Origin of the sequence: Mycobacterium sp. ENV421, assembly GCF_002887815.1 — a bacterium.
GTDB lineage: Bacteria > Actinomycetota > Actinomycetes > Mycobacteriales > Mycobacteriaceae > Mycobacterium.
The window spans coordinates 37,177-61,700 of record NZ_PDHO01000009.1 but is presented as its reverse complement, the minus strand read 5'-3'; the positions used below and the strand labels follow the sequence as shown (position 1 = coordinate 61,700).

At 65.5% G+C, this 24,524-nt stretch carries 26 protein-coding genes; 15 read left to right on the top strand and 11 right to left on the bottom strand.

Annotation, left to right across the window (positions count from 1 at the left end; all coding sequences use genetic code 11):
- Nucleotides 1-362 precede the first annotated feature (362 nt).
- Genes CRM90_RS13440 through CRM90_RS13395 form a run of 10 tightly spaced genes read left to right on the top strand, consistent with a single transcriptional unit; the run spans nt 363 to nt 10,052 of the window.
- Nucleotides 363-1,340 carry an MlaE family ABC transporter permease gene (locus CRM90_RS13440; RefSeq protein WP_502693268.1) on the top strand — a complete coding sequence of 326 codons (978 nt, stop codon included), beginning with the start codon at nt 363-365 and terminating at the stop codon, nt 1,338-1,340.
- 8 nt (nt 1,341-1,348) lie between these two features.
- Nucleotides 1,349-2,209, top strand: a complete 861-nt coding sequence (locus CRM90_RS13435) for an MlaE family ABC transporter permease (protein ID WP_233209315.1) — start codon at nt 1,349-1,351, stop codon at nt 2,207-2,209.
- A 3-nt stretch (nt 2,210-2,212) separates the two neighbouring features.
- Entirely contained in the window at nt 2,213-3,265 is a 1,053-nt protein-coding gene (locus tag CRM90_RS13430; protein WP_102807448.1) for an MlaD family protein, read from the top strand.
- Nucleotides 3,262-4,272 (top strand): MlaD family protein, encoded by a 1,011-nt coding sequence (locus tag CRM90_RS13425; RefSeq protein WP_102807447.1) that lies wholly within the window; start codon nt 3,262-3,264, stop codon nt 4,270-4,272. The genes CRM90_RS13430 and CRM90_RS13425 overlap by 4 nt, the downstream gene beginning before the upstream one ends.
- Entirely contained in the window at nt 4,272-5,312 is a 1,041-nt protein-coding gene (locus tag CRM90_RS13420; RefSeq protein ID WP_102807446.1) for an MlaD family protein, read from the top strand. The genes CRM90_RS13425 and CRM90_RS13420 overlap by 1 nt, the downstream gene beginning before the upstream one ends.
- A gap of 1 nt (nt 5,313) precedes the next feature.
- Entirely contained in the window at nt 5,314-6,477 is a 1,164-nt protein-coding gene (locus tag CRM90_RS13415; RefSeq protein WP_102807445.1) for an MlaD family protein, read from the top strand.
- Nucleotides 6,474-7,520: an MlaD family protein gene (locus CRM90_RS13410; RefSeq protein WP_102807444.1), complete on the top strand. Its 1,047-nt coding sequence runs from the start codon at nt 6,474-6,476 to the stop codon at nt 7,518-7,520. The genes CRM90_RS13415 and CRM90_RS13410 overlap by 4 nt, the downstream gene beginning before the upstream one ends.
- Nucleotides 7,517-8,482 (top strand): MlaD family protein, encoded by a 966-nt coding sequence (locus CRM90_RS13405; RefSeq protein WP_102807443.1) that lies wholly within the window; start codon nt 7,517-7,519, stop codon nt 8,480-8,482. The genes CRM90_RS13410 and CRM90_RS13405 overlap by 4 nt, the downstream gene beginning before the upstream one ends.
- Nucleotides 8,479-9,213: a hypothetical protein gene (locus CRM90_RS13400; protein ID WP_102807442.1), complete on the top strand. Its 735-nt coding sequence runs from the start codon at nt 8,479-8,481 to the stop codon at nt 9,211-9,213. Before CRM90_RS13405 ends, CRM90_RS13400 begins: the two co-directional genes overlap by 4 nt.
- Before the next feature lie 11 nt (nt 9,214-9,224).
- The gene (locus CRM90_RS13395) at nt 9,225-10,052 is read left to right on the top strand and encodes a hypothetical protein (protein ID WP_102807441.1); all 828 of its coding nucleotides are present in this window, start codon (nt 9,225-9,227) and stop codon (nt 10,050-10,052) included.
- A gap of 3 nt (nt 10,053-10,055) precedes the next feature.
- Here the strand turns inward: CRM90_RS13395 and CRM90_RS13390 are convergent, their stop codons facing one another.
- From CRM90_RS13390 to CRM90_RS13370, 5 genes are all read right to left on the bottom strand, one after another.
- Nucleotides 10,056-10,898 (bottom strand): nitroreductase, encoded by an 843-nt coding sequence (locus CRM90_RS13390; RefSeq protein ID WP_102807571.1) that lies wholly within the window; start codon nt 10,896-10,898, stop codon nt 10,056-10,058.
- A gap of 90 nt (nt 10,899-10,988) precedes the next feature.
- Entirely contained in the window at nt 10,989-11,366 is a 378-nt protein-coding gene (locus CRM90_RS13385) for a hypothetical protein (protein ID WP_102807440.1), read from the bottom strand.
- Between the two features lie 71 nt (nt 11,367-11,437).
- A complete protein-coding gene (locus CRM90_RS13380) occupies nt 11,438-12,658 on the bottom strand; it encodes an MFS transporter (RefSeq protein ID WP_102807439.1) in 1,221 nt (406 codons plus the stop codon).
- A gap of 100 nt (nt 12,659-12,758) precedes the next feature.
- A complete protein-coding gene (locus CRM90_RS13375) occupies nt 12,759-13,628 on the bottom strand; it encodes a LysR family transcriptional regulator (protein ID WP_102807438.1) in 870 nt (289 codons plus the stop codon).
- Nucleotides 13,629-13,638: 10 nt separating this feature from the next.
- Nucleotides 13,639-14,232 (bottom strand): TetR/AcrR family transcriptional regulator, encoded by a 594-nt coding sequence (locus CRM90_RS13370; RefSeq protein ID WP_102807437.1) that lies wholly within the window; start codon nt 14,230-14,232, stop codon nt 13,639-13,641.
- Between the two features lie 125 nt (nt 14,233-14,357).
- Here CRM90_RS13370 and CRM90_RS13365 point away from each other — a divergent pair, with 125 nt between their 5' ends.
- Together CRM90_RS13365 and CRM90_RS13360 are read left to right on the top strand one after the other, a co-directional pair.
- Entirely contained in the window at nt 14,358-15,434 is a 1,077-nt protein-coding gene (locus CRM90_RS13365) for a phosphotransferase (protein WP_102807570.1), read from the top strand.
- Between the two features lie 11 nt (nt 15,435-15,445).
- Nucleotides 15,446-15,823, top strand: coding sequence for a hypothetical protein (locus CRM90_RS13360; RefSeq protein WP_102807436.1), 378 nt, complete (start codon nt 15,446-15,448; stop codon nt 15,821-15,823).
- A 103-nt stretch (nt 15,824-15,926) separates the two neighbouring features.
- Here the strand turns inward: CRM90_RS13360 and CRM90_RS13355 are convergent, their stop codons facing one another.
- The 3 genes from CRM90_RS13355 to CRM90_RS13345 are packed head-to-tail and all read right to left on the bottom strand — an operon-like array spanning nt 15,927 to nt 18,482.
- Nucleotides 15,927-16,436 carry a lipoprotein LppJ family protein gene (locus CRM90_RS13355; RefSeq protein ID WP_502693271.1) on the bottom strand — a complete coding sequence of 170 codons (510 nt, stop codon included), beginning with the start codon at nt 16,434-16,436 and terminating at the stop codon, nt 15,927-15,929.
- A 17-nt stretch (nt 16,437-16,453) separates the two neighbouring features.
- Nucleotides 16,454-18,166, bottom strand: coding sequence for an alpha/beta hydrolase (locus CRM90_RS13350; RefSeq protein ID WP_233209306.1), 1,713 nt, complete (start codon nt 18,164-18,166; stop codon nt 16,454-16,456).
- The gene (locus CRM90_RS13345; RefSeq protein ID WP_102807435.1) at nt 18,156-18,482 is read right to left on the bottom strand and encodes a WXG100 family type VII secretion target; all 327 of its coding nucleotides are present in this window, start codon (nt 18,480-18,482) and stop codon (nt 18,156-18,158) included. Before CRM90_RS13345 ends, CRM90_RS13350 begins: the two co-directional genes overlap by 11 nt.
- A 325-nt stretch (nt 18,483-18,807) precedes the next feature.
- Between CRM90_RS13345 and CRM90_RS13340 the strand changes: the two genes are divergently transcribed.
- A complete protein-coding gene (locus CRM90_RS13340; RefSeq protein WP_102807434.1) occupies nt 18,808-19,497 on the top strand; it encodes a PAS and ANTAR domain-containing protein in 690 nt (229 codons plus the stop codon).
- Here CRM90_RS13340 and CRM90_RS13335 read toward each other — a convergent pair.
- Nucleotides 19,494-19,787 (bottom strand): DUF4873 domain-containing protein, encoded by a 294-nt coding sequence (locus CRM90_RS13335; RefSeq protein ID WP_102807433.1) that lies wholly within the window; start codon nt 19,785-19,787, stop codon nt 19,494-19,496. The two genes, CRM90_RS13340 and CRM90_RS13335, sit on opposite strands and share 4 nt — an antisense overlap.
- A complete protein-coding gene (locus CRM90_RS13330; RefSeq protein WP_199189897.1) occupies nt 19,784-20,689 on the bottom strand; it encodes an AurF N-oxygenase family protein in 906 nt (301 codons plus the stop codon). The genes CRM90_RS13335 and CRM90_RS13330 overlap by 4 nt, the downstream gene beginning before the upstream one ends.
- A 115-nt stretch (nt 20,690-20,804) precedes the next feature.
- Here CRM90_RS13330 and CRM90_RS13325 point away from each other — a divergent pair, with 115 nt between their 5' ends.
- Nucleotides 20,805-21,437 carry a TetR/AcrR family transcriptional regulator gene (locus tag CRM90_RS13325; RefSeq protein WP_102807431.1) on the top strand — a complete coding sequence of 211 codons (633 nt, stop codon included), beginning with the start codon at nt 20,805-20,807 and terminating at the stop codon, nt 21,435-21,437.
- A 78-nt stretch (nt 21,438-21,515) separates the two neighbouring features.
- On the top strand, nt 21,516-23,441 hold the full coding sequence (gene htpG, locus CRM90_RS13320) for a molecular chaperone HtpG (RefSeq protein WP_102807430.1): 1,926 nt from the start codon (nt 21,516-21,518) through the stop codon (nt 23,439-23,441).
- A gap of 307 nt (nt 23,442-23,748) precedes the next feature.
- Here the strand turns inward: htpG and CRM90_RS13310 are convergent, their stop codons facing one another.
- The gene (locus CRM90_RS13310; RefSeq protein WP_102807429.1) at nt 23,749-24,414 is read right to left on the bottom strand and encodes a DsbA family protein; all 666 of its coding nucleotides are present in this window, start codon (nt 24,412-24,414) and stop codon (nt 23,749-23,751) included.
- Nucleotides 24,415-24,524: the final 110 nt, after the last annotated feature.

The window sequence follows — 24,524 nt, the reverse complement described above, 5'->3', positions numbered from 1 at the left end:
TGGCAAATTCCTGTGCATTTCCCGGGTACACGGACCGCCGATGCGGCGCGGAGCGCCGAGCACCAATCGGGTCAAACCCCAGTCCGTGCTGCGAACTTGCCGCCGCCGGCGGGCTGACGGCGAATCCGCGCACGTTATTGACCCTTCCGCAGGAAAGTGGCGCCCACAGTCGTCCGGAGGCGACGCACGCAGGGCTTGACGGTCAAATGTGGCGTACGTCACACTGATCTTCTTTCTGCGAACACATGCCTGCCGCCGCTGGTACAACGCACGTACTCGTACCGCTGGTAAACGCGCGACAACCAAGCTCGAACTTTGCTGGGGGAACTGGCCGTACCCAGCGATTAAGGAGGTGCCTGCCGTTGACCGCAGGTGTCGATGACGCGACTGCGGCCCAAGCAGCGACCGAGACAGAAGCCAGCGAACTTGAATGCGTCGATATCGACGCATTCGTGGCAGCCGCCACCACCGAGCCGCCCGTCGATCCCCCGGCCTCCGCGGAAGCACCGTTGGGCCGCCAGGTCGCCGACATCTTGAGCCGGCCCTTCCGGCGCTTCCTGTCCCGAACGGATTCCTCACTGCAGACTTTGGGCCGGTTCTTCGGCCTCGGCGCGCAAGCCCTCGGCTTCCTCGTCACCGACCTCGTCAGGTTGCGCCATCCCTGGCGAGACACCCTCAACCAAGCCTGGTTCATCATCAGCGTCACGGCGATCCCGGCGCTGTTGGTGTCCATACCGTTCGGCGTGATCGTGGCCGTGCAGGTCGGCAACTTCATCCAGCAGGTCGGGGCTTCCTCGGTGTCGGGCGCCGCCGGCGGTCTGGGCGTGATCCGGCAGGGCGCACCGATGGTGGCGGCATTGCTGCTCGGCGGGGCGGCCGGTTCGGCAGTGGCCACCGACCTCGGCGCCCGCACCATCCGCGAAGAGGTCGACGCGCTGCGGGTGATGGGCGTCGATCCGGTGCAGCGACTGGTCACCCCGCGCCTCGCCGCGATCGTGTTCGTCGCGCCGGTGCTGTGTGCCTTCATCATCTTCATGGGCCTGGCGGCCGGCTACGCGATCAACGTCGGCTTCCAGTCCGGCACACCCGGCAGCTACATCGCGTCCTTCGCCTCGTTCGCCAGTGTCAACGACGTCATCGTGGCGATGTTGAAGACGTGGTTGTTCGGTGTGGTCGTGATCCTGGTGGCCTGCCAGCGCGGTCTGGAGGCCACCGGCGGTGCGCGCGGCGTGGCCGACGCCGTCAACGCGTCGGTGGTCATCGGTGTGGTGGCCGTGTTCGTCCTCAACCTGATCATCACCCAGGGTGTCTCGATGTCGATGCCGCTGAGGATGGGCTGATGGCCCGGGTGTCGACGCCGTCGCGGCACATTCCCAATGCGTTACGCGCGCCGTTGTGGATCGCCGACCAAGGTGACTCGCTGGTCCAGCGCCTCGGGCATCAGGTCAGCTTCCTGGCCCAGGTGCTCGGCGCGATCCCGCACACGCTGCGGCACTACCGGCATCAGACCGGGGTGCTGCTTGTCGACGTGATGTGGGGCAACGGATCACTGATCGTCGGCGGCGGCACCATCGGTGTGCTGATCTTCATGGGCACCGCGGTCGGCGGCTCGGTGGGAATCGAGGGCTACAGCGCCCTCGACATGGTCGGGATGGGCCCGCTGACCGGATTCGTCTCCGCGTACGCGAACACCCGGGAGATGGCGCCGATGATCGCCGGGATCGGCTTCGCCGCGCAGGCCGGCTGCCGGATGACCGCCGAGATCGGCGCCATGCGGATCTCCGAGGAGATCGACGCGCTGGAAGCGCTTGGTATCCGGTCTATCCCGTTCGTCGTCACCACCCGGGTGATCGCCGGCATGCTGACCATCATCCCGCTGTATGTGGTGACGCTGGCGCTGAGCTACGTGTCGTGCGCGCTGGTGGTCAACGTGATGCACGGCCAGTCGTCGGGCACCTACTACCACTATTTCGACTCCTTCATCCAACCCTCCGACGTGGTGTTCTCGGTGCTGAAGGCCGTCATCTTTGTGACGCTGATCATCGCCATCCACGGCTACCAGGGCTACTACGCCGTCGGCGGTCCCGAAGGCGTCGGCCGCGCGTCCGGACGGGCCATCCGGGCCAGCATCGTCACGGTCGTCGCCGCGGATATGGTTCTGACACTGCTGTTCTGGGGCAACAGCCCCGGGATTCGGATCTCGGGATAGGGCATGTTCGCATCTGCCGACCAGGGCGGGCGCAGGCCCACGTCGCGCGCGCTGCGCATCCGCGGCCTCATCGCCGCGATCGTGTTGCTCGTCGCGGGCACTGTCCTCTATCACCTCGGAACCGGCGGCTACGCCGACACATTCAAGCTGACGGTGATGGCCGACAAACTCGGCGAAGGCCTGACCCCGGGTGCGGAAGTGAAATTCCGCGGCCTGACCATCGGGTCGGTGAAGACGTTGCAGTCGGCCGGCTTCAACAAGCAGAAGATCACCCTCGAACTCGAGCCGCGCCAGGCAGCAGCCCTGGCGGCCGACACCACCGCGAACTTCACCTCGTCCAACACCTTTGGCCTGGCCGCCGTCGAGTTGGCCAGCAGCGGCACCGGCCCGCGGCTGGGGTCCAACCAGACGCTGACCGTCGACACCACTGTGCGCTCGGCGTCCATCACCGGGCTGCTGCGCCAGGGTCAGAAGTTCGGCCGGATCATGGACTCGCCCGACATCGACCACATCATCGCGATCGTGCGGAAGCACGCCGACCTCACCGAGCCGGTCACCCGGTCCTACTTCGACCTGATCAAGATGGTCACCGACTCGCAGAAAGTGCCGTTCTCACAATCGCTTTCGGTGCTCGCCTCGGTGGTCAACGGGGTCAGTGACGCCGTTCCGCTGGTCAGCCTGGCCTACGACCTGCTCAACGGGATGGAATTCCTGGCGCACCCGGACGGCGTGGACCGGATGAACCTGATCATGGACCAGCTGGCGAAGCTGCTCTTCACCACGGACGGGATCTTCGCCAATCACATCTCGTGGCTCGTCCCGCTGTTCGGCGGCATCATGAGCGTCTTTGTGCCCTACGCGTACATGTACGGAAGCATGTCGCCGGCCTACGACCGGATCTCCGGTCTGCTGGACCGCACCAGCACGGCGTTTCCGATCATCAACGGCAAGGTCCGGTTGAATCTCGAACTGACCCTGGACACCATGCCCGGGCTGGCCGCCGCCTTGCCCGCCGAGGCCCCCACCCCGGCGCCCCCGCACGGCGGTGGCCGGTGAGAAGCGTTACCAAGTCGGTGTTCTGGCTGACGGTGTTCACGGCGGTCGCGGTGGTGTGCACGCTCATCGTGCTGACGGCCCTGCGCAGTCCGGTCACCGGAGCGTTGTCCGGGTACACCGCCACGTTCTCCGATGTGTCGGGCCTCTACGTCGGTGACGACGTCCGCATATCCGGGGTTCAAGTCGGCAAGGTGCAGACCATCCGGCTCGACGGGCGGGTGGCCAAGGTCGATTTCACCGCCCAGGCCGACCATCCGCTCTACACCAACACCGTGGCCGCGGTCCGGTATCAAACCCTGATCGGGCAGCGCTACGTGGAGCTCGTGCAGCCGGCCAAGCCCGACAACCGGCTGCCGGACGGGGGCACCATTCCCATCGGGCAGACCATCCCATCATTCGATGTGGCCAAGCTGTTCAACGGATTTCAGCCGATCTTCCAAACCCTCGACCCCGCCCAGTTCAACCTGCTGGGCGAGAACCTGCTGCGGCTCATTCAGGGTGACGAATCGGGCATCGGTCCGTTCCTCCACGACCTCGACGAAATCTCCACCCTGGCGGTGGACCGCCAGCTCGTCATCACCACGATGATCCGTAATCTCAGCGCGATCTCCCAAGATCTGGGTGGCAAGTCCGGACAGCTGTTCCAGCTGATCTCCCAGCTCAATGTGGTGCTCGCTCAATTCGGCTCCAAGGCAGAGGAATTCCGTCAGTCGCTGGACAGCGGGCTGCCGGTCCTGCGGAACACCACCCATGTCATGCAGTACTTCGAGCGCACCTTCGACGGCACAACCGGCCCGCTCTACGACCTGAGCAGCCGGATGTGGCCACAGACCCCGACCATCATCGCGGGCCTCTCGCTCGCGCCATCGTTGATCCAGGGCATGCGGGACTGGCTGGTCGACGAACAGCCGGCCACCCCGACGTTCTCCTGCTCCCGCGGCGAGGTCACGCTCCCGGGGATCGGCGAGGTCTCCTTCGCGCAGCAGAACCTGGTGGTGTGCAAGTAATGCAACTCGACAAGCACCTCACCACCTTGCGCGCCACAATCGGTGGACGCCAAGGCGCACGCGACGAACGCGCCACCGCCAACCGCAACCGCCGCAACGGGATCATCGGTGTCGTCGTCATCATCGCCGCGCTCGCCGGCACCGCGATCGCCTACCTGAATCCGGCCGACGAGGCGGGCTACACCGCGCACATGCCCAACTCCGCGGGGCTACGCGCCGGCGACCAGGTGCGGGTGGCCGGCATCGCGGTCGGCAAAGTCACCAGCGTCCGACTCGACGGCGCCTTGGTCGAGATGACGTTCGACGTGCAGAACTCGGTGAAGGTCGGCTCGGACTCCACCCTCAACATCAAGCTACTGACCCCGCTCGGCGGTCACTACGTCGCGCTGGACCCCAAGGGAACAGCTCCATTGGGCCGCAACGGCATTCCGCCGCAGCGCGTCACCCTGCCGTTCGAGGTCAACGACATCATCCAGGCCGCCACCCCGGTGGTGAAAGAGGTCGACGGCCAGGTCATCCACGACACCTTCGCCGAAGTCGCCAACGCGGCCAACCGCTACCCCGACGCCGTGCGCAACCTGCTGCAGTCCGCCGACCGGTTGACCGAATCGATGAGCAGATCCACCACCGACTTTCATCGCGGCCTCGACTTCGTCAACGACGGGCTGCGAGCCATGACGGCCGGGCGCGCCCAGCTCATCACGCTGTTCGAGCAGTTCGACATCCTCGGCAAGATGTACACCTCCAAGGCCGTCGACATCGTCGAATTCTTCGCTCTGATCAAGGAATTGACCCGCGTCCTCGACCGGCTGACGATGTGGTACGGCAAAGACGTCATGCCCATCGCCGAGGGAATCGAAGACATCAGCGACACGCTGGCGGCCCACCCGGAACGCTGGGGCATGGCCCTGGACGGTCTCGGCCAGACACTCAACATCATCGGGCCCATGCTCAGCGGCAATGGTGTCACCTTCGATCAGCACAACCGGCTGGTCCCCGGTCAGGACCTCTGCCTACCCAACATCATGAAGACCTGCTGACATGACGAAAGCATCGAGCGTCGGCGCGCGACTGCGGTCACGTCGTGGGATCGCCATAGCCGTGGTGATCCTCACCGTGCTGGCCGTCGCGGTGGCGGTCGGCATCAAAGTACTGGCCCCGAAGATCAACCCGACCCGGGCGATGTGCGCCGAATTCACCGACGCGGTCGGTCTCTACCCCGGCAACAAGGTCGCGCTGCTGGGTATCGAGATCGGCTCCACGACCGCGATCGTCAACAAACCCGACCATGTCGAAGTGGACTTCACCGTGCCCGCGGACCTGGTCCTGCCTGCCGATGTCGGCGCGGTCACCTACTCGCAATCCATCGTCACGGATCGCCACGTCGAGCTGACCAAGCCCTACACCGGCGGCCCCAAGTTCACCGGGCCGGGCTGCATCAAACTCAAGTCCACCAAGACGCCGATCAGCGTCAGCGAAACGTTCTCCGCCATCGGCAGTCTCACCGATGCGATCCTGGGATCCCAACCGGGCCAGGATCCGTCCACGGCGCCCGGCGTGCAGGCGATCAACGACAGTCTCAGCGCGGCAAGCAACTCCCTTCAAGGCACCGGGCCCGGGATCAACAAGACGATGCGCAACCTGCGCACCATGCTCGCCGACCCGTACAAGGCCGACGCCGACTACCGCCAGCTGTTCGAGAACGGCGAGATCCTCAGCTCCGACTTCCTCAAGAACTGGGACAGCTTCGCCTCGGTGATTCAAACGCTGCCGGTCACCGCCCAATTGATGGAAGGCCTGTCGGACAACTTCGGTGCGGCGATGGCCAATGTGTCCCACCTGCTGCCGACGCTGATCGAGGCGCTCAACCGGTTCGGCCCGCGGTTCTACGACAAGTTCGACAAGCGGTTCGGTGGGCTGCGTGATCTGTTGAACCGGCACATCCCGGCGATCACCGCGATGATCAACTCCTGGCCGCAGTTCAGCAACTGGCTCGCCGACATCTACGAGCCGGCGTGGGGCACCCACAACGTCACCTACATCCCGCCGCAAGTGTCGATCGCCCCGACGCAGGCCGGCGCGATCTGCCAAGGACTCACCGAACGCAACATCCCCGGAGCCGCGGCTGCGTGCGCGTCGGGCACCCCCACCGACCCGGTGACGCTCGGATTGACCAATCTCGTTCTGGGAGCGGCGCTGCCATGACCCGACGCCCGATGCGCGCGGTCAGCGCACTGTTGTTCACCGTCACCATCGGACTCACCGCGGCCTGTTCACTGGATCCGACCCGGCTGCCGGTCCCGGGCGCCTACAGTCCGCGGCACTCCTACGACATCAACATCGAGTTCGCCAGCGTGCTCAATCTGCCGGCCCGGGCCAAGGTGGACTCCGGCGGCGTTCAGATCGGCGTGCTCGACAGCGTTCGGCTCCAGGGCACCACCGCGGTCACGACTGTCGAAATCGCCGGTGACACCAAGCTTCCCGTCGCGACCCGTGCGGAACTGCGTCAGGCCACCCCGCTCGGCGACATCTACATCGCCCTATTACCGCCGGAGGACAAGTCCGGGCCGGTCCTGCGTGACGGTGACACCATTCCGCTGGGCAACACCTCACCGGCCGACAACGTCGAGGATCTGCTGCGCTCGATGTCGAACCTCGTCGCCGGTGGCGCGATCGGCACCCTGCAGACCACCGTGGTCAACGTCAACAAAGCGTTCCCGCAGGATCCGCACGAGCTGACCCGCATGCAGCACACGGTCGCCGGGGTGCTCAACGACCTGGCCACCAATCAGGACACCATCGACCAGATGCTCGACGGCATGGAGAACATCACCTCCGGATTCGCGGCCAACACTGCGGTGTTCAACCGGCTGGTGACCGAAGGTCCGGCGAAACTCCACGGGCTGTCGGCGGTCACGATGGCCATCCTGAATGTCGTGGGCGCCTCGAAGGACGTCGGCAAGCTCGGCGGCGATCTGATCAACCCGATCGCCGGCGACCTGATGCAGATCCTGTCCTACATCACGCCGATGATCCACACGATGGCCACCGCGGACACCACCATCCCGGTGATCGCCGACAAGTTCGTGGCGCTGCTGCGCTACAAGCTGCTCGGGTGGTTCCGCGACGGTGGTCCGAAGTACACCATCACCGAACTCCACGCGCCCACCGGGCACGAAGGGGTCGATCCCGCCGACAAGGCGAACCAGGCTGTCGAAGCCATGCAGACGATGGGGCTGGTGCCATGAAGTTCAGCGCGCGCACCACCCTGGTGATCCTGGTGGTGATGACCCTGGCCGGCGCGGCCTACATGTCGTTCGGCGTGCTCGACATGGGGCCGACCAAACAGGTCACGCGACTGACGTTGCTGCTCAACTCTTCCGGTGGTTTGATGCCCACCTCGGAAGTGACGATGCGCGGCATCAAGGTCGGCCGGGTGACCGGCATTCAGACCACCGCAACCGGACTCGCCGTCTCGATGGACGTCGACCGCAAGTACCAGGTTCCGGCCGACAGCGCGATCAGCGTGGAGAACCTGTCGGCGGCCGGCGAACAGTACATCGACTTCCGGCCGACGTTGATCGCGCCGCCCTACTTCGCCGACGGCGCCGTGATCCCGCCAGACCGGGTGGCGCCGATCGTGACCGCCAGCGACTTGCTCACCCGGGCCAATGTTCTGTTCACGGCGCTGAACCTCGACCAGATCCACGGCATCATCAACGACATGTCCGCGGCATTCAAGGGCAGCGACGAGACGATCGACTCGCTGGCCGTCACTGCCGGTCTGACCGCCAAGGTGATCCGCGACGACAAGGAACTGTTGAACACGTTGTTCAGCAATGTGTCGACGTTCACCACCAACTTGGGCGACATCCATGCCGGCGAAATCATCAGCGAGACAGGAAAGATGCTGCCGAAGTCGGTGCCCGCCTTCTTGCAGCTGGTCCACCAGATCGAGATCCTGTCACACACCGGCATCGGCGTGATCGGCCCGCAGGACCCGGCGGGGATCCTGGTCGCCAAGTTCGGCGAATGGCTCGACATGCTGGCCGGCCCGCTGGGTACGTTCGCCACCATCCTGCAGCCCGCGATGGCACCATTACACGACATCAAGATCGACGCCGGGCACTGGCTGGACTTCTGGGAATCGACGTTCAACGACACCGGCGGCGTTCGGGTGCAGCTCAACGTACCTGAGTGGCATCAATGACCGACAGCGACGGCAACAGCGAGGACAGCTCTGACATGACCGATTCACCTGTCGGCGAGGACGACAAGGTCGACGACGCCGTGAGCGAGACCGCCGCGGTGGACGAGGTTACGCCCGGCCCGCGGCGGGCCCGCAGCTTCTGGGTGGCGATCGTCTTGGCGGTGCTGCTCGTCGGCGGCGGCGCGTTCGGCATCGTCAAGTACCGCGAGGTGAACGGCCAACTCGCCCAGGCACGTCAAGCTCAGGCCGACCGTGAGGCCGCCGCACAGCTGGCCCGCGACTACGCGATGAAGTCGCTCACCTACAGCTTCGAAGACCCGGACGCGTTCTTCCGCTCCGTCGAAGACGGTGTGTCACAACAACTCAAGGACAAGTACGTCAACGCCACCGACTTACTCAAGGCGGTAATGCTGCAGGCACAGGTCAGCTCCACCGGCGAAGTGCTGGCCACCGATCCGGTCCTCACCCCGGACGGGTCGTACGAAGTGGTGGTGTCCGCCCATCAAACGACCCGCAATCTGCAGAACCCGACGCCGAAGGTGTCGATCATCCTGCTGCGGGTCACCGTGAACAAGGTCGGAAACGGCTGGCAGGTCACCGATATCGGCCCGAAGACCGGCACCAAGGCACCCGAGGAGCAGCAGCTTCCCGGTGCTGCGCCCGCTCCCCCAGCACCACCCGTTCCCGCTGCCCCCGCCCCGGCCCCGGCCAAACCGGCACCGCGTCCGTGAGTGTGGGTGTTATGCACGGAATTTGCCCGAAATCGGTGCATAACACCCACAGTCGACACGCATTCAGGCGCTTGTCGGCGCTGCTGGCGTCGCTGACGGTAGCGACGGCCGGCGTGACGTGTCCGCACGCAGCCGCAGACACCGCGCTGCCGCCCTGTCCGCAGTCGAACCCGGTGATCACACCGTCGGGTACCTCGCCGCAAGTCGACTGCGCCTTGCACTCCGGCGATCTCGACTTCGCCGTGAACTACTGGCGGGTGCCCGAATTGCCGAAGCCCGGGGCGGTCAAGGTCACCGTGACGGACCGGTCGGGCGCGGTGGTGCAGACGATCGACGAACTCCTGGAGTCGTCCACCCCGGGCGGCGTCGGGCTGCAGGACATCGACGGCGACGGGCGTGAGGAACTGATCATCCCGATCTCGCGGAATCTGCTCAACGGCGCCAATCCGAATACGCGGTTCGCGGTGTGGCGTGCCCACGACGACAGTCGGCATTACGAGCGCACCCAGATGGTCGGACAGGCCGTGTATCCCAGCGGCGACGGCTATGTCGTCAGCAATGGCGGCGGCCCGGCCAGTCGGGACCTGACCTTCTATCTGCCGACCGGCGCCGGGTACACCCTCGTCGTGGTGTTGACCATCGAAGTGCTGGAAGCCGACCCGGCCACCAACAAGGCGTTGACCGTCAACTGCCGCGCGCACCAGGAAGACGGCCTGCACGCGGTAGACATGAGCATTCGACAAGCTGAGGACTATTTCTGCAATTCACCTGCCGCCAAGGCGATTTGGCCCGACGCCGAGCGCGTCCAGATCAAGCGCTGGGGTGTGTTCGGTAACTGAGGGCTATCGATTGGTCCACACGGTGATATCGCGGGCCGCTCGACGGTCGGTCGGGGGCAGCGGCTCGGCATCGTCCAACGGGTGTCCGACACGGATCAGGGCTTGCGGATACGTTGCTCCGTCGAACACCTCGCATGCCAGCGCAAGTCGGCTTTTGGTGTCGTTCAACGGCTCGGTCAGCGGGCAGCTCGCGAAACCCATCGCGGTGGCCGTCAGCGTCACGAGGCTGAGCGCTTCCCCGGCTCGCAACCGCATGTCGTCACCATCGCTGCGAGTGCCCAGAACCAGCAGCACTGCGCCATCGGGTGATTCCTCGGACCGCTCGCCGGCGCCCGTTGGGTAGCGAAGCTCGACGGCGCCGTCGTCCAGTCGAGTCCACCGCGACGTCGGGACAACCCGCACATCCACATCCAGCCGCCTGGCCCGGATGTACAGCAACTCGAGCGTGCCGGGCGCTATCGGACGAGAGCCGTATGGACGGCGGTCGGCGCGGCGCCGCGGTATCGCCGAGGCCAGCTCGCGCCACCCACCCTGAGGCGGCTGCTCGACCACTTCCAGGATCGCCAGATGGCTATTGTCTGCACGGTCGGGGAACCGCCGGACACTCGGGTGCCAGCCCGCGGCCGCCATCGCGACGACGCAGTGATCGAGAACCGCCCCGCAGCCGAGGAGGACGTCGCGCCGGTCCGCCGGGGCGTCACCGGCCCGCCGACCCCAGTCCGCATACAGGTGCACGGCCTCGCCGTCGACCTGCCAGCGCCACGGCTGCAGGTTGCGCAGGGACGGGGCGCGGGCAGCGACGTCGAGCACTGTCTCCAGCGTCGCCGCGTCGGGCAAGGAACTCACCTGCCGTGTCACCTCCGTCCATCGCGTCGTTCCCGATTATCCTCGGGTCGGCTCGCAACAAGGACAAGAGTGCTCGTCGCGCAGGCGACGTCAGGGCGCACACCAGTCACGGACTGCGACGAGCAAGTCCCTGGCCTTGGCGAGATCGCCGGCGAGTCGCTCCGGTGTCGCCGGGCGGTACGGGTCGCCGTTGTCGATCTGCGACGCCACCATGTTGGACCGGATCCGCAGATCGATCCCGGGCGGACTGCTCAGATTGTGCAGCGGGCTCAGCGGCGCCCGAACCTGAGCGGCGACCCACGGCGGTGTCCCTGTCGGTGTGATCTCGTTGAACGCCGCTTCCAGTTGGTCCGCCGCGGGCAGCAGCAGCGCGCAGTCATTGTCGCCGGCCGCCGCCGTGGGCGCACCGATCAGGCCCATCAGCACCGTTGTGGCCAGCAGCGGCACACCGAACATTCCTCGACGCATCGGCTCTACCTTCGCATTACAGCGCTACTTGAGTGGCCATCTTCGCCGGATCCAACGTCTCGGATGACCCCCTAGCCTTCCCGCAGTGCCAGGGCCGCAAGCGATCCGGCGACGCCGGTCAGCACCAGGATGGTGACGGCGACCGCCGTCCACCCGTGCTCATCGAACGCGACACCGCCCAGCCAGCCGATCGCGCTGGAGCCGCCGTAGTAGAAGAGGTTGTACAGCGACGACGCCTGGGCTTTCCCGGCGGGTGCGGCCTGCCCGGTCCATCCGGCGGCGGTGGAATGCGCGCCGAAGAACCCGGCCGTCGCCACCACCAACCCGATCAGGATCGCGATCACGTTGGCGCTCAACGTGATCGCGACTCCCACCATCATGATGACGACCGAGACGAGCAACACCCGCCTGCGTCCGAAGCGGGCCGCCTCGGCCCCGGCGCGCGACGACGCCCACGTTCCGGCCAGGTACGCCAGGAACACCAGACTCACCACCGACGCGGGCAGTCCGAACGGCGCGGCAGTCAGGCGGTAGCCGAGGAAGTTGTAGAGCGCCACAAAACCGCCCATCAACAGAAAGCCCTGCGCGAACAGGACGAGCTGACGCGGCGTGCGCAGGTTGACGGCAAGCCGATGCGCGAGACTGCCGTCAGGGTTGGCGCCGCGGTGCGACGCCGGGGTGAAACCCTGCGGTTCGGGAGCCAGTTTGACGAAGCCCATCGCCGCCATCCCGCAGATCACCGCGACGGTGAAGACCCCGATGCGCCATCCGGCGAACTCAGCCACCGGGCTGGACACCAGTCGTCCGAGCAGACCGCCGATCGTCGTTCCGGCCACAAAGGTGCCGGCCGCCCGAGCGGCGTGCGCACGGTCGACTTCCTCGGTCAGGTAGGCCACCGCGATGGCCGGCACCCCACCGACCAGCAGTCCCTCGATGAACCGGCCGGCCATCAGCAGCCCGAACGTGGGCGCAAACGGCACCAGCATCCCCACCAGGGTGGCGCCGGAGACCGAGACCGTGATGGCCCTGACCCTGCCGATCCGGTCGGCCAGCGCCGACCAGGGGATCACGCCGATCGCCAAACCGACGGTGGACGCCGAAATGATCAGTGCGGCATGGGCAGCACCGACGCCCAGGTCCGCGGAGATCAGGGGCAGGACGGCCTGCGGCGAGTACAGCTGCGCGAACGTGGCCACGCCCGCGCTGAACAGCGCCGCCAGTAGTCGCGTGTAGGCGGTCGATCCTCGGGTGTGCCCAGTCCAGGCGCGTTCCTGGGATTGGTCAATGGTCACTGAGTGCACGGTAGGAACACGCTAATGATGTGTCCAATGCATAGACCAATGCTTAACCATGCACCGAGAGCATGACGCCAGGTGGGCGGCCCCCGTGGGCTCAGCCGTCGGCGAGGAAATCCACAAAACGCTGGCTGGGTGGCGCCAGCGGACGGTGGCGCGCCCAGGCCAAGCCGACCTCACGTTTGGCCCGGCTGTTCGACAGGGGCACATGAACCACCCTCGCATCGGCGCCGTCCCGGGGTACCGGCACCACCGCCACGCCGAACCCCGCCGCGACCAGACCTTCCATCGTCGGGATCTCGGAGGCCTCGAACACGATTTGTGGGTCGATGCCGGCCTCGACCCACAACTCGTCGGTCAACTGCCGCAACCCGAATGGCTTCTCGAGCGCGACGAACGGTTCATCGGCCGCCACCGACAGGCTGACCCGGCTGCGCCCCGCGAGCCGGTGCTCCACGGGGACTGCCAAGCACAGTCGCTCGACGTAGAGGCGGCGCCAGGAGAAGTCGGCCGGGTCGGGCCGTGGTGAGGTGATGGCGATGTCAGACCCGCCGTCGAGGATACTGCGGGCGATCTCATGCGCGGCGCCCTGAAACAGGTCGAATTGGATCTTCGGCGCGGTTTCCCGGAACTGCCGAAGCTGTTCGGGCACATACCAATTGGCCAGTGAATGCAGGAAAGCCAGCCGTACGCGACCGGTGTCGGGATCCCGCAGGGCCGCAATGCGATCCAGAGCCGCCTGCACTTCGGCGAGACTGCGGCGGGCGTGCTCGAGCATGATCCGGCCGTATTCGTTGAGGTGGAGTCGGCGCCCGACTCGATCGAACAGCGGGACACCCGCGTTCTGCTCGAGTCTGCTCAGGGCGCGCGACAGCGTGGGTTGACTGACCCCCAGTTCGGCCGCGGCCTCGGTGACGTGTTCGGTTTCGGCCAGCACCACGAACCACTGCAATTCCTCGAGATGCACGTGAACGACCCTAAGCCGAGCTGACGCCGCTCAACAGGGCATCCACCAGAGCCCCGTACCGGCCCGCCGCTTCCTCGCCGCCCACCGGGCTGCTCATGACCTGCAGGAGCAGGGTGCCCATCAGCGCGTTGGCGATGGCGTCGGGCTCGACGTCGGGGCGCACGGCACCGCTGTCCACCGCGCGGCGGACCCTGTCCACGAGTCCGTTGCGCTGCGGCACGCTGAGTTGTTCGTAAAGCGCTTCGGTATCACCGGAATTCGCGGCCGCCGCAGCGACGAGCGCACGGATGAGCTTGGCGTTGGCGGGTTCGGCGATGAACTCACCGTGCTCGATCAGCCAGCGCTGGAGGTCCGCTCCGAGATCGCCGGTATCGGGCACGTCGAACGAACCGCCTCGGCCATAGGCGTCCAGCACCGCCTCGGCGACCAGCGGAGCCTTCGACGTCCACCGCCGGTAGAGCGTCTTCTTGCCGACCTGCGCCCGCGCGGCCACGCCGTCCATCGACAGCTCGGCATAGCTGGATTCCATCAGCACCTCGCGCGCGGCATCGAGGATCGCCGCGTGCAGCGATGCGTCTCGGGGCCGGCCGGGCGGTTGGGACATGTCGCGAGCTTAACTTCGCCGATTCCCGACGGCCGTCCGCGACGGTGCGGTACCTTTCCGACTATTACGACACACTTCGTGTCGTAATAGTTCAGACGAGTCGCACCCGAGGAGTGCCCGCCGACATGAGCTCACCCGCATTGTCAGTGCCCGCCGATTTCGCCGAGGTGTCGCCGGGTTGGATGACGGACGCCCTGGCCGCCCACTACCCCGGCGCCACAGTCAGCGACGTCGCGATCGACCTCCGCGACGACGGAACCAATCGTCGTGCGCGCCTGCGATTGTCCTACTCCGCGGGCACCGGCCCGGCAACCGTCTTCGTCAAGGCCGCCGACCCCGACCACAAAGAGCTGATCCGGATGACCAGCGGCATGTTCCACGAGCCGCGGCTGTTCAGCTCGGGCGTCGCACTCCCGCTGGAGCATCCCATCGTCTACGCGGCGCTCATCGACGAGGAGGCTTACGACTTCTGCCTCGTCATGGAAGACCTCGCCGCGCGGGGTGCGGATCCGCGGGATTCCCTGCGCCCGCTGACAATCGAGCAGGCACGTTCCGGCATGCGCGGGCTCGGGCGACTGCACGGACGGTTCTGGGGCGATCGCGTGCTGCAAGAGCCGGCATTGGGCTGGCTGGAACCCTTCGAGCCGTTCGACGGCCTGCAGTACGCGCCGTTGCCGAGCGCTTTGGAACAGCTCGACGACAGCACCCCCATTGAGGTGCTGTCGCTGTCGATCGACCAGCTGGTCGAGGAAGTGTGGAAGCCGTACATCCGGACGTTGACCACCTCACCGCAGACCCTGCTGCATGGCGATCCGCACATCGGCAACACCTACGTCACGCCGGACGATGAGGTCGGTTTCCTGGACTGGCAGGTCGCTCGACGCGGCAACTGGTCACTGGATGTCGGGTACTTCCTGCAGGGCGCACTGACCGTCGAGGACCGTCGCGAGCACGAGCGGGCGCTGCTGGAGGAGTACCGCGATGCGCTCGGCCTGCCCGCCGAGGAGCTGCCATCGTCGGAGGAGGTGTGGCTGCGCTACCGCGCGTCGGTCGCGCATGGACTGGCGCTGTGGCTGGCGACCGCCAGCAGCGGCGGCGGGCTGTGGCAGCGCCTCGAAGTCGCCGTCGCCCTGGCGCAGCGCTACGCCAATGCCTATGGCGATCTGGACACTCCGTCGGCGATCGCGGAGATCACCTCGTAACGTAGTGAACCGTGCCTATCGTTCGCGTTAACTTCGTTCCAGGGTTCTATCTGGGAGATGACGCGGTGCTGTTGACCCTCGATGGCAGCGGTGTTGATCTCATGAAATCGGCTATCGACGAGGCGCGGGCCAGCAGTTCGTCACTGCTTCTGCACGACGGCATTAGGCAGGAGTTTGTCATTGAACCCGGCACGGCTGCTATAGAGCTGCAGCCGACCCACGTTGTGTGGCAATTCGATACCGCCAAAGCGGCTGAAATCGCCGACAATTTGGCGGCGCTGGGCGCCGCCGGGCACTTTTACGTCGACATCACGAGCCCGGCGGAAACCCTCCTCATTTCTCGCGACGAGTACACCGACGTCGTCTACCCGTGGATATCACCGCGCTAGCGCCCCCGAAGGGTCACTCTCCATACGCCTGCACGCGATTCGCGTGCCGTAAGTGGCTACTCGGCACGGATACTCGGTGCTGCACCGCAGCACATCTGAGCACTCAGGGCAGCGTGACGCGCTCCACCCGGCCCTTGGTGTCCTTGGTCGTGGTGGTATCACGGCATTCGCCGAACAGTTCGATGTCGCGGTTCGGGTTGCTGACGTTCTGCGGCCCGAAGACAGCCACGACGTTGCCCTTGCTCAACGCCGTTCCGTGCGTGTGGAATCCGGGATCGGATGCCCAGCCGGTGTTGCGGAGTTGCTGGACCATCTGGGCGATTTCGGTGTCGGACGCGGCGAACGACGCCGCGGGTGGATACGCGATGCGCATCTGCCCGCGAAAAGGCGGATCACCCTGGTCGTTACACGATGCGTGCCAGAATGCCGCTTCCACGACATTGATGTTCAGCGTCGTGACGATGTCGTGCGCGGCATCCATGACCTGCGCCTTGGACTGCTCGGGGGTCAGCGGGTTGGAGACTCGGTCAGCATCGGATTGCATGATTCCACATCCTGATAGTGCGGCGGCAACCATCACGGTCACCGCGAGCGGGATTCTCTTGCGCGGCAGGATCACTCGGCTCCGTCCTAGTGGTAGTGGCCTGATGTCGGGGCACGATACAGCTCGGGATCGGACGGCAGCATGCCGATGTCGGTGAGGATGCTGTCGCTGCGATGCTGTGCGGTCATACCGTCGAGAGCGAGGGCGTCGCCGTGGCCGGAGACGATGTCGGACATGCTGAACAGCGACTCGGTGCCACGCTCGAAGTAATGGCTGTGGTCGTTGATCGTCCAGCCGGGGACTTCCGCTTTGAAACGCGTCGAGCCGAAACCGTCCATCGCCGGATCCGCGCCGAGCGCGAGATTCACGCCGGTACCAGGGATGTGCACCTGCGGAAGACCGCCGAGCTGGGTGACCGGATCGGTCGATGCCGACCCGACGAAGACATGCCCACCCGGCGCGAGGTGGAAGTCGGAGGCGCTCTTGGCCATATCGGTTCCGGGGCAGCCGATGAGGATCACGTCATTGGTGTGCATCCCGTAGCCCGCTGCCGCGTCGGCCACGGTCGTCGAGCCGTAGGAGTGCCCCATCACGGTCATGTGTGACGGACCCGGACCGTGAGTGACGTTCAGGCCGTTGACGTCTGCCGCGAGCATCGCGCCGCCCTGGTGCGCCAGCGACGTTTGGGCGACCTGCGGGTCGGTCAAGCTGTTCGGTGCGTCATAGCCCATCCAGGCGACGACGGACGCCGATCGGCTCGGGTCGGCCTTGACGGCTTCGTTGTACAGGTTGCTGGCATCGCTGGCGCTGAGCCAGCCTTCGGTGACGCTGTGACTGGTACCGGGCACCACCACCGTGGTGTTGGCGGCTTTGTCCGGATTGCCGATCGCGATCGCCGCGCGACCCTGACCGTCGAACTTCGTCGGCTGATAGACCTGAAGGAATGTCTTGGCGCCGGTTGCGATCTGATCGTCTTCGAGTGCCTGTTGCACCTTGACCGCATTGGTGTAGCGCGTGACGTCGTCCGGGGTGCAGCCGTAGCGGAACGGGTCGTTGACCACATCCTGCGCCGAGACACCGTGCCGGCTGGCGGCTTCCTCGATGTTCTCGATGTCGGTGCGCATGGCGGTTTGGTTCGCCACGTCACGGGCCTCGACGGGAATCCCGTTGAGGTTGCCCATATATGGTGGGTTGTCACGCAATTCGGCCTGCTGCTGTTCGGGTGTCAGCGAATCCCACCACTTTTTGACGTCCTCGGGCGGGGTTGATTCCGGCGGTGGCGGCGGAGTGGGTTGGGCGTCGGGTATCGGAAGCTTGCCGTCCGCCATGTTGATCGCCGCGGCCAATTCGGCGTCAACGCCGTTGGCTTCGACCAGTATTGCGTTCAACCGCGCCTGCAGGTCGGCGATCGTCGCCGCCAGATCCGCGGCCGTCCCGGTGAATCCCGGACCCTTCACCACCGAGTTCGTCGCTGGATCGATGTCCAACCCCTGGCTTCTCGCGTCGTCTTTGAGCTCGCGGAGTTCGATCTTCACCTTCTCGATGTCTTGTGCGGCCTTCTGCGCGGCCTGGGCTACCGCGAGAGCTTCACGGGCATGAGCGTCGAGGTCCACCCGCGTCTTGTGTATCGCGTCGCGGGCGGCGTCCGCCGAAACGCCACCCCAGGACTCAAATGCCGGGAGCTGTTCGGACGCCCGTGCCGCGTCGGTGGAGGCTCCGCTGCGCGCGGACGCTGCGTGAAAAACTTCCCGGACGGCCTCTGGATCCCACCGCTCGATGTCTGCGACGCTAAGCGTCACGCGCCTGACCGTTCGGCCGATAAACGTCGGCGAGTTCCTCGGCGTCGCGCTGATCCATCGCAGCGAACGTCATACCGCTCACCCGCAGACCTTCGGCATGCTCGTAGAGGCGAGTGGTCAGGGTCGTCGTCACCGTGGACCAGGCGGCAGCTTTCGCCGCCAGCGCGGACTGCGACTGTCCCACCCAGCTGAACAATGACGACTCGATGGTCTGGTCCGCCTGCGTGTGGGTGGCGAACACGTTCTGCGAGTGCTGATCCAACACTCCGCCCGAAGTGACCAGCGACTCCGGATTGACCTTCAGCGGCTCGGCCATGGCCCGCCTCCTCGCCCCGCGCAGCAAACTGTTCGAACCGCCAACTTACCACCAAAGAAGCATCGGGCGTCTTCACCCGGCAATATCGCGCACGCCCTCTCGGAGCGCACTCGGATGCCAAGGCGCACAGCGCGACTCCGCCGCCGACGACCGGCCCGGCCACCGGCCGGGCGTCAGCGAGTGCCCACCAGTTGTGAAGGAACGATGACGCCGTCCCGATGACACGAAAGATGCACGTCAGCGGCGGTTGCAGCGATTAAAATAGACGACGACAATTGCTGACAGCCGGTCATAATTGACGCAGATTTGCCGAAAGGTATGGGACATGTCGGGGCGGCCAGATGAGCGGCGGGGTGAACGCAGCCGCGGTGGTGGCCCGCGGCCGCCCGAAGCCGGCTCGCTGTCGCGGATCGGGTGGGTCAAGTACTTCTTCACCGACGACCGCTGGGAGTGGTCGGACGAGGTCGCCCGCATGCATGGCTACGAGCCCGGCTCCGTCACTCCGACAACCGAATTGATGCTCTCCCACAAGCATCCGGAGGATCGCGACGAGCTTCGCGAGTTGCTGCAGCGGATACGCCACAGCCTTGCGCCGTTCAGCACGCGGCACCGTATCCGCGACACTGAAGGACGAACCCACCATGTGGTGGTCGTGGGCAACCAGATGCGCAACGACGCCGGTGAGGTGATCGGCAGTGACGGCTTCTACATCGACATGACCGGCGACCTCCGTAGCGCGCAGGAACAGGTGAGCAATGAGGTCGAGGACATCGCCGCCCGCCGGTCTCCCATCGATCAGGCCAAAGGGATGCTGATGATGGTGTACACCATCAGCGCGGACGCGGCCTTCGACCTGCTGCGCTGGCGTTCACAAGAGACCAACGTCAAATTACGAGACCTCGCCCAGCAGGTCGCCACCGATTTTCAGGGTGTGGCGCACGACGGCGCCATGCCGGAACGATCGGTGTACGACGGACTGCTCATGACCGCGCATCTACGGGTCGGCCAGGATTAAGCCGACAGCAGGTCGTAGGGCGGTGAGCCGACGCCGCTGATCATGAGTTGACCGGATGGAACTCGTTCGACGAGTTTCACTGCGACACTGCGGTTTCCGATCGTGAGCTGGGCGGGCGTGCCTGCCGTGACGGTATCGGGCACGCCGTATGCGAGGCCTTGCCAGTGGTACTGCCCGTCGATCGGGTTGAGGTGTCCAGCGAGGCGAACCCGGACGGGACAGGGCACGCCGGCGACGTCCAACTCGGCGTCGCCGTCGAAGACACCGCTGTCGTCGGCCGCGGCCGTCACAGGAAGTTGCTCCGCTTCCACATCCGCCGGCTGATCCGGTTCATCAGCCCGACCTCCTCGAGGAATGCCGCCAGCGGCGCGAATCCGGTTCGCGTGGTCTGGTGGAAGTACGGATTGGCACGTGCCTGCCGTCGACCTTCATGCCCGTCGAGTCCGACGCGGCGGTAGACGGCGCGGTTGGTGAACAGGTAACGATAGAACGGCCCGCCGGCGCCATGGATCGTGGCCAGCAGGAAGCGGTTTCGACGCTTCATGTTGGGCACGTCGCGGCGAGCGCCGTCGCGGGCGAACTGGATGTGGCGCGCTTCCTCGGTGACGTGAATTCGCATGACGCGGCGCACAATCGGCTGAATCTCGGGATCGTCGAGGATCTCCCGCTGCAGCGCGTCGAAGATCTCCTCCCCCACCAGCGCAGCGATCCAGAGCACGGTCTTCTGGAACACCAGCGGCAGCAGGTTGATGGTCATCCGCTGAAGCCGACTGGGCTGGAACGGTTTACCGTCGACGGCCGCGATGGCGCGGCCGAACATGACCATGTGGCGAGTCTCGTCGCCGAGTTCGGTGAGCGAGTAGTGGGTGGAGGCCGCGGTGACGTCGGCATGCATGAGACCGCGCAGCAGCGCCTGGTTGAGGATGTTCTCGAACCAGACGCCGGCCGAGAGCAGGTTGATGAACTCCTGCCGGGACAGCTCGATCTGCTGTTCGCGGCTCATCTCCTCCCACATCTGTGTGCCGTAGAGGGAGACCACCCGGGGTGGAAGGAAGTACTTGTCGGGCACGACGGGGGTGTCCCAGTCGATGTCGACGACGGGTGCGTAGGACTTGCGGGCCGAGCCTTTGAGCAGGCGGTCGGAGAACTCCTCTCGACTCGGTGGCGCTGCCGTCCTGGTCGAAGCAGCCATCGAAAAAGCGGCAGCCATGTCGAGCCTCCTAGATCGCGGTTGAGCCGGTGAAACCGAAGATACATTCTGAGTTTGTTTGTATCAATAGCGTGCGAGCAGGCCTTACACTGCAGCAATGAAGTACAGCGGCCTGCTCGCCAAAGCGGTGCAGCGGTTCGGGTCGCCGACGGTGGAGGGCAACGCCGAAAAGATCCTGGACGCGGCGCTACGGCAGTTCGAGCTGTTCGGGATTCGCCGGTCCACGGTGGAGGACATCACCAAGCGTTCCGGCCTGGCGCGGGTGACGCTGTACCGGACGTTCGCGAACAAGGACGCGATCGTCGAGGCCGTGCTGCTGCGGGAGCTCGAACGGTTCCTCTCCGAGTTGGTGGCCGAGGCCGGCGGCTACGACGAAGCCGAAGACAAGCTGGTCGAGGGGTTCGTGTTCACGCTGAACACCCTGCGGGGGCATGCCCTTCTGCAGCGGCTGCTCGCGACCGAACCGGAGACGGTGCTGCCGTTCCTGACGACTGAGGGCGACAGCGTGGTGCGGACCGCGTCATCGTTTCTGGCGCATCAGCTGGCGGTCGCGCTGCCCGATGATCGCCGAACTCAACTCGAACTGCTCGAAGTCGCCGAGGTGACGGTGCGGATCATCGTGTCGTTCGTGCTGACGCCGTCGCAGAACGTCGCCCTGGGTGACGACGACGCGCTGCGGTCATTCGCCCGGCGGTATCTGGTGCCGCCGCTGCTGGGGTTGGCGGGATAGTCACCACCCGCGCCGGCGGCCAATGAAGGATCACTATTATCGCCGGCATCAACTGTCGTCATCTCGAACGGATTCACCATGACTGAACATGTCGAGCAGCTGGAGTTTCAGGCCGAGGCCCGCCAGTTGCTGGATCTGATGATCCACTCCGTGTACTCCAATAAGGACTCATTCCTGCGGGAGTTGATCTCGAACGCCTCCGATGCGCTGGACAAGCTGCGTCTCGAAGCCTTCCGGAACAAGGACCTCGATGTCGACACCTCCGACCTGCACATCGAGATCGACATCGACAAGGCCGCGCGCACGCTGACGATCCGCGACAACGGGATCGGGATGACCCGGGACGAGGTGGTGGGCCTGATCGGAACGCTGGCCAAGTCCGGCACCGCCGAAGTGCGCCAGCAGCTGCGAGAGGCCCAGAATGCCGCTGCGTCCGAGGAGCTGATCGGCCAGTTCGGGATAGGTTTCTACTCGTCGTTCATGGTCGCTGACAAGGTCACGCTGCTGACCCGCAAGGCGGGCGAGAGCTCGGCGACCCGTTGGGAGTCCAGCGGCGAAGGCACCTACACCGTGGCCGATGTCGGCGATGCCCCGCAGGGCACCGCGGTCACCTTGCACCTCAAGCCGGAGGACACCGAGGACGAGCTGCACGACTACACCTCTGAGTGGAAGATCCGGTCGCTGGTCAAGCAGTACTCGGACTTCATCTCCTGGCCGATTCGGATGCAGGTCGAGCGCCGCGGCCCAGCCGCCGAAGAGGGCGGTGAGGAGCAGGTCACTATCGAGACCGAGACGGTTAACTCGATGAAGGCCCTGTGGACTCGCCCGAAAGACGAAGTCTCCCAGGAGGAATACACCGAGTTCTACAAGCACATCGCGCATGCCTGGGACGACCCGCTGGAGGTCATCCCGATGAAGGCGGAAGGCACATTCGAGTACCAGGCGCTGTTGTTCATCCCCTCGCATGCGCCGTTCGATCTGTTCCAGCAGGACGCACGAGTGGGCGTGCAGCTGTACGTGCGGCGGGTGTTCATCATGGCCGACTGCGAAGAACTGCTGCCGCCGTACCTGCGCTTCGTCAAAGGTGTTGTCGACGCGGCGGACATGTCACTCAACGTGTCTCGCGAGATTCTGCAGCAGGACCGCCAGATCAAGGCGATCCGCCGACGACTCACCAAGAAGGTGCTGTCGACGATTGCCGAGATGCAGAAGGAGCGGCCCGACGAGTACCGCACGTTCTGGGTGCAGTTTGGCAGAGTCCTCAAAGAGGGCCTGCTCTCGGACGCCGACAATAAGGACACGGTGCTGGCGGTGTCGTCCTTCGCCTCGACGCACAGCGACGAGGAGGCCACCACACTGGCGCAGTACGTCGAGCGCATGAAAGACGGTCAGGACCAGATCTTCTACGCCACCGGCGAATCCCGTCAGCAGTTGCTGAGTTCACCGCACCTGGAGGCGTTCAAAGCCAAGGGCTATGAGGTGCTACTGCTCACCGACCCGGTTGACGAGGTCTGGGTGGACATGGTGCCCGAGTTCGACGGCAAGCGGCTGCAGTCGGTGGCCAAGGGTGAGGTGGACCTGTCTGTCGAGGAGGAGGCCAGCGAGGCCGAGCGCTCCCAGCTGGAGCAGGAGTTCGCCGGTCTGCTCGAGTGGCTGAAGGAAACTTTGTCCGAGCATGTTAAAGAGGTGCGGTTGTCCACCCGGCTGACGGAATCACCGGCTTGCCTGATCACCGACAGTTTCGGCATCACACCGGCGCTCGCGCGCATGCTGGCGGCCTCGGGGCAGTCGGTCCCCGCCGAGAAACGCATCCTCGAACTCAACCCGGACCATCAATTGGTGGTGGGTCTGCGCGATGCGTTCGCCGGCCGGGGCGGCGACGCCGAGCTGGCCGAGACCGCCGAACTGCTCTACGGCACAGCACTTCTGGCTGAAGGTGGCACGCTGGAGGATCCGGCAAAATTCGCTGGGCTTCTGGCGGAGCGGTTGGCGCGCACCATGTGAGGGTCTGGCCGGCGGCAGCCGACGATGGTTTGAACATCCGCACACCCGGGAAGGATCAGAACATGAAATCACTTCGTCGTCGCGCGACGGTCGCCGCCGTCGCAAGCGTTTGCATCGCCGCAGCCGCGCCGTTCGGTGTGGGTACAAGTGCTGCTGAGCCGTTGAACTGTGTGAACGGGCAATTTTGGGACCCGATCACGAATACGTGCCAGACGCCGCGGCAAGCCGAAAACTGCGGGCCGGGTCAGTACTGGAATGCCCTGTCCAATGTCTGCCGGCCGCTGGGACAGCTTTAACCCCTGTCGGCTCAGCCGGGAAGCTGCGCCAGCCAGTCCGAATCTTCGTCGACCGGCTGGCCGTTGATGACGACGAGCGGGACTCCCGGCTCGGGAAATTGGTGCAGCACATCGAGATTGTTGGCAGCGATCACCTGCGAGTCGAAGCCGATCGGTAGGCCCACTCGAATGAGGTCTTGGGCCAGCGCAGGCGCACCGACCCGGTTGGCGATGTCAGCAAGCTGGTCGTTGCTCAGATCGGTGGGACCGCCTTCCTTGGGCTGGGTGTCCTTGGCGTAGATCGCCTCGATGAAGCGCCACGTAACGTCGCTCGATCGCGATTGGTCGGCCACCACATACGCCGCATAGATCGCTCTGCGGTCGTATGTGCCACTGGCGGAGTACTTGTCGAGGAAGTCGACGAACCGCACGTTGACGCGCAGTGCGCCGTTCTCCACGCGTTTTCCGATCTCATCACCCTGTGTCCGCACGAACTTCCCGCTGAAGGGGCAGAGCGGATCGACGTAGAGATCGATCTGGCCCAGTGCGTCGGGGTCGCCAATCGACAGCGCATCACCGGCTGCTGCCGCTGCCGCCGCGTGCGCGACGCCGGTCGGTGCGGAGACCAGCAGCGCCATCAGGAGGGCCAGCACCGCCCCGACGAGTCGACGCGGCCGGTGGGTTGATCGTGCACTCATAGGACCATCATGCCGTCCCGGTCGATGACGACGTACAACCCGGCGATGCCCGCGCTCGAATCGGCTGTCGCACAACACTTTCAACCCTTGCGAACCGCACCGTCGGCGGC

What these genes read in the sequence shown, in the direction of transcription:
- CRM90_RS13430 (WP_102807448.1), top strand. Translation starts at nt 2,213, where the DNA reads ATGTTCGCATCTGCCGACCAGGGCGGGCGCAGGCCCACGTCGCGCGCG.
- CRM90_RS13420 (WP_102807446.1), top strand. Translation starts at nt 4,272, where the DNA reads ATGCAACTCGACAAGCACCTCACCACCTTGCGCGCCACAATCGGTGGA.
- CRM90_RS13415 (WP_102807445.1), top strand. Translation starts at nt 5,314, where the DNA reads ATGACGAAAGCATCGAGCGTCGGCGCGCGACTGCGGTCACGTCGTGGG.
- CRM90_RS13410 (WP_102807444.1), top strand. Translation starts at nt 6,474, where the DNA reads ATGACCCGACGCCCGATGCGCGCGGTCAGCGCACTGTTGTTCACCGTC.
- CRM90_RS13405 (WP_102807443.1), top strand. Translation starts at nt 7,517, where the DNA reads ATGAAGTTCAGCGCGCGCACCACCCTGGTGATCCTGGTGGTGATGACC.
- CRM90_RS13400 (WP_102807442.1), top strand. Translation starts at nt 8,479, where the DNA reads ATGACCGACAGCGACGGCAACAGCGAGGACAGCTCTGACATGACCGAT.
- CRM90_RS13395 (WP_102807441.1), top strand. Translation starts at nt 9,225, where the DNA reads ATGCACGGAATTTGCCCGAAATCGGTGCATAACACCCACAGTCGACAC.
- CRM90_RS13385 (WP_102807440.1), bottom strand. Translation starts at nt 11,366, where the DNA reads ATGCGTCGAGGAATGTTCGGTGTGCCGCTGCTGGCCACAACGGTGCTG.
- CRM90_RS13370 (WP_102807437.1), bottom strand. Translation starts at nt 14,232, where the DNA reads ATGTCCCAACCGCCCGGCCGGCCCCGAGACGCATCGCTGCACGCGGCG.
- CRM90_RS13365 (WP_102807570.1), top strand. Translation starts at nt 14,358, where the DNA reads ATGAGCTCACCCGCATTGTCAGTGCCCGCCGATTTCGCCGAGGTGTCG.
- CRM90_RS13345 (WP_102807435.1), bottom strand. Translation starts at nt 18,482, where the DNA reads ATGGCCGAGCCGCTGAAGGTCAATCCGGAGTCGCTGGTCACTTCGGGC.
- CRM90_RS13340 (WP_102807434.1), top strand. Translation starts at nt 18,808, where the DNA reads ATGTCGGGGCGGCCAGATGAGCGGCGGGGTGAACGCAGCCGCGGTGGT.
- CRM90_RS13330 (WP_199189897.1), bottom strand. Translation starts at nt 20,689, where the DNA reads ATGGCTGCTTCGACCAGGACGGCAGCGCCACCGAGTCGAGAGGAGTTC.
- CRM90_RS13325 (WP_102807431.1), top strand. Translation starts at nt 20,805, where the DNA reads ATGAAGTACAGCGGCCTGCTCGCCAAAGCGGTGCAGCGGTTCGGGTCG.
- htpG (WP_102807430.1), top strand. Translation starts at nt 21,516, where the DNA reads ATGACTGAACATGTCGAGCAGCTGGAGTTTCAGGCCGAGGCCCGCCAG.
- CRM90_RS13310 (WP_102807429.1), bottom strand. Translation starts at nt 24,414, where the DNA reads ATGAGTGCACGATCAACCCACCGGCCGCGTCGACTCGTCGGGGCGGTG.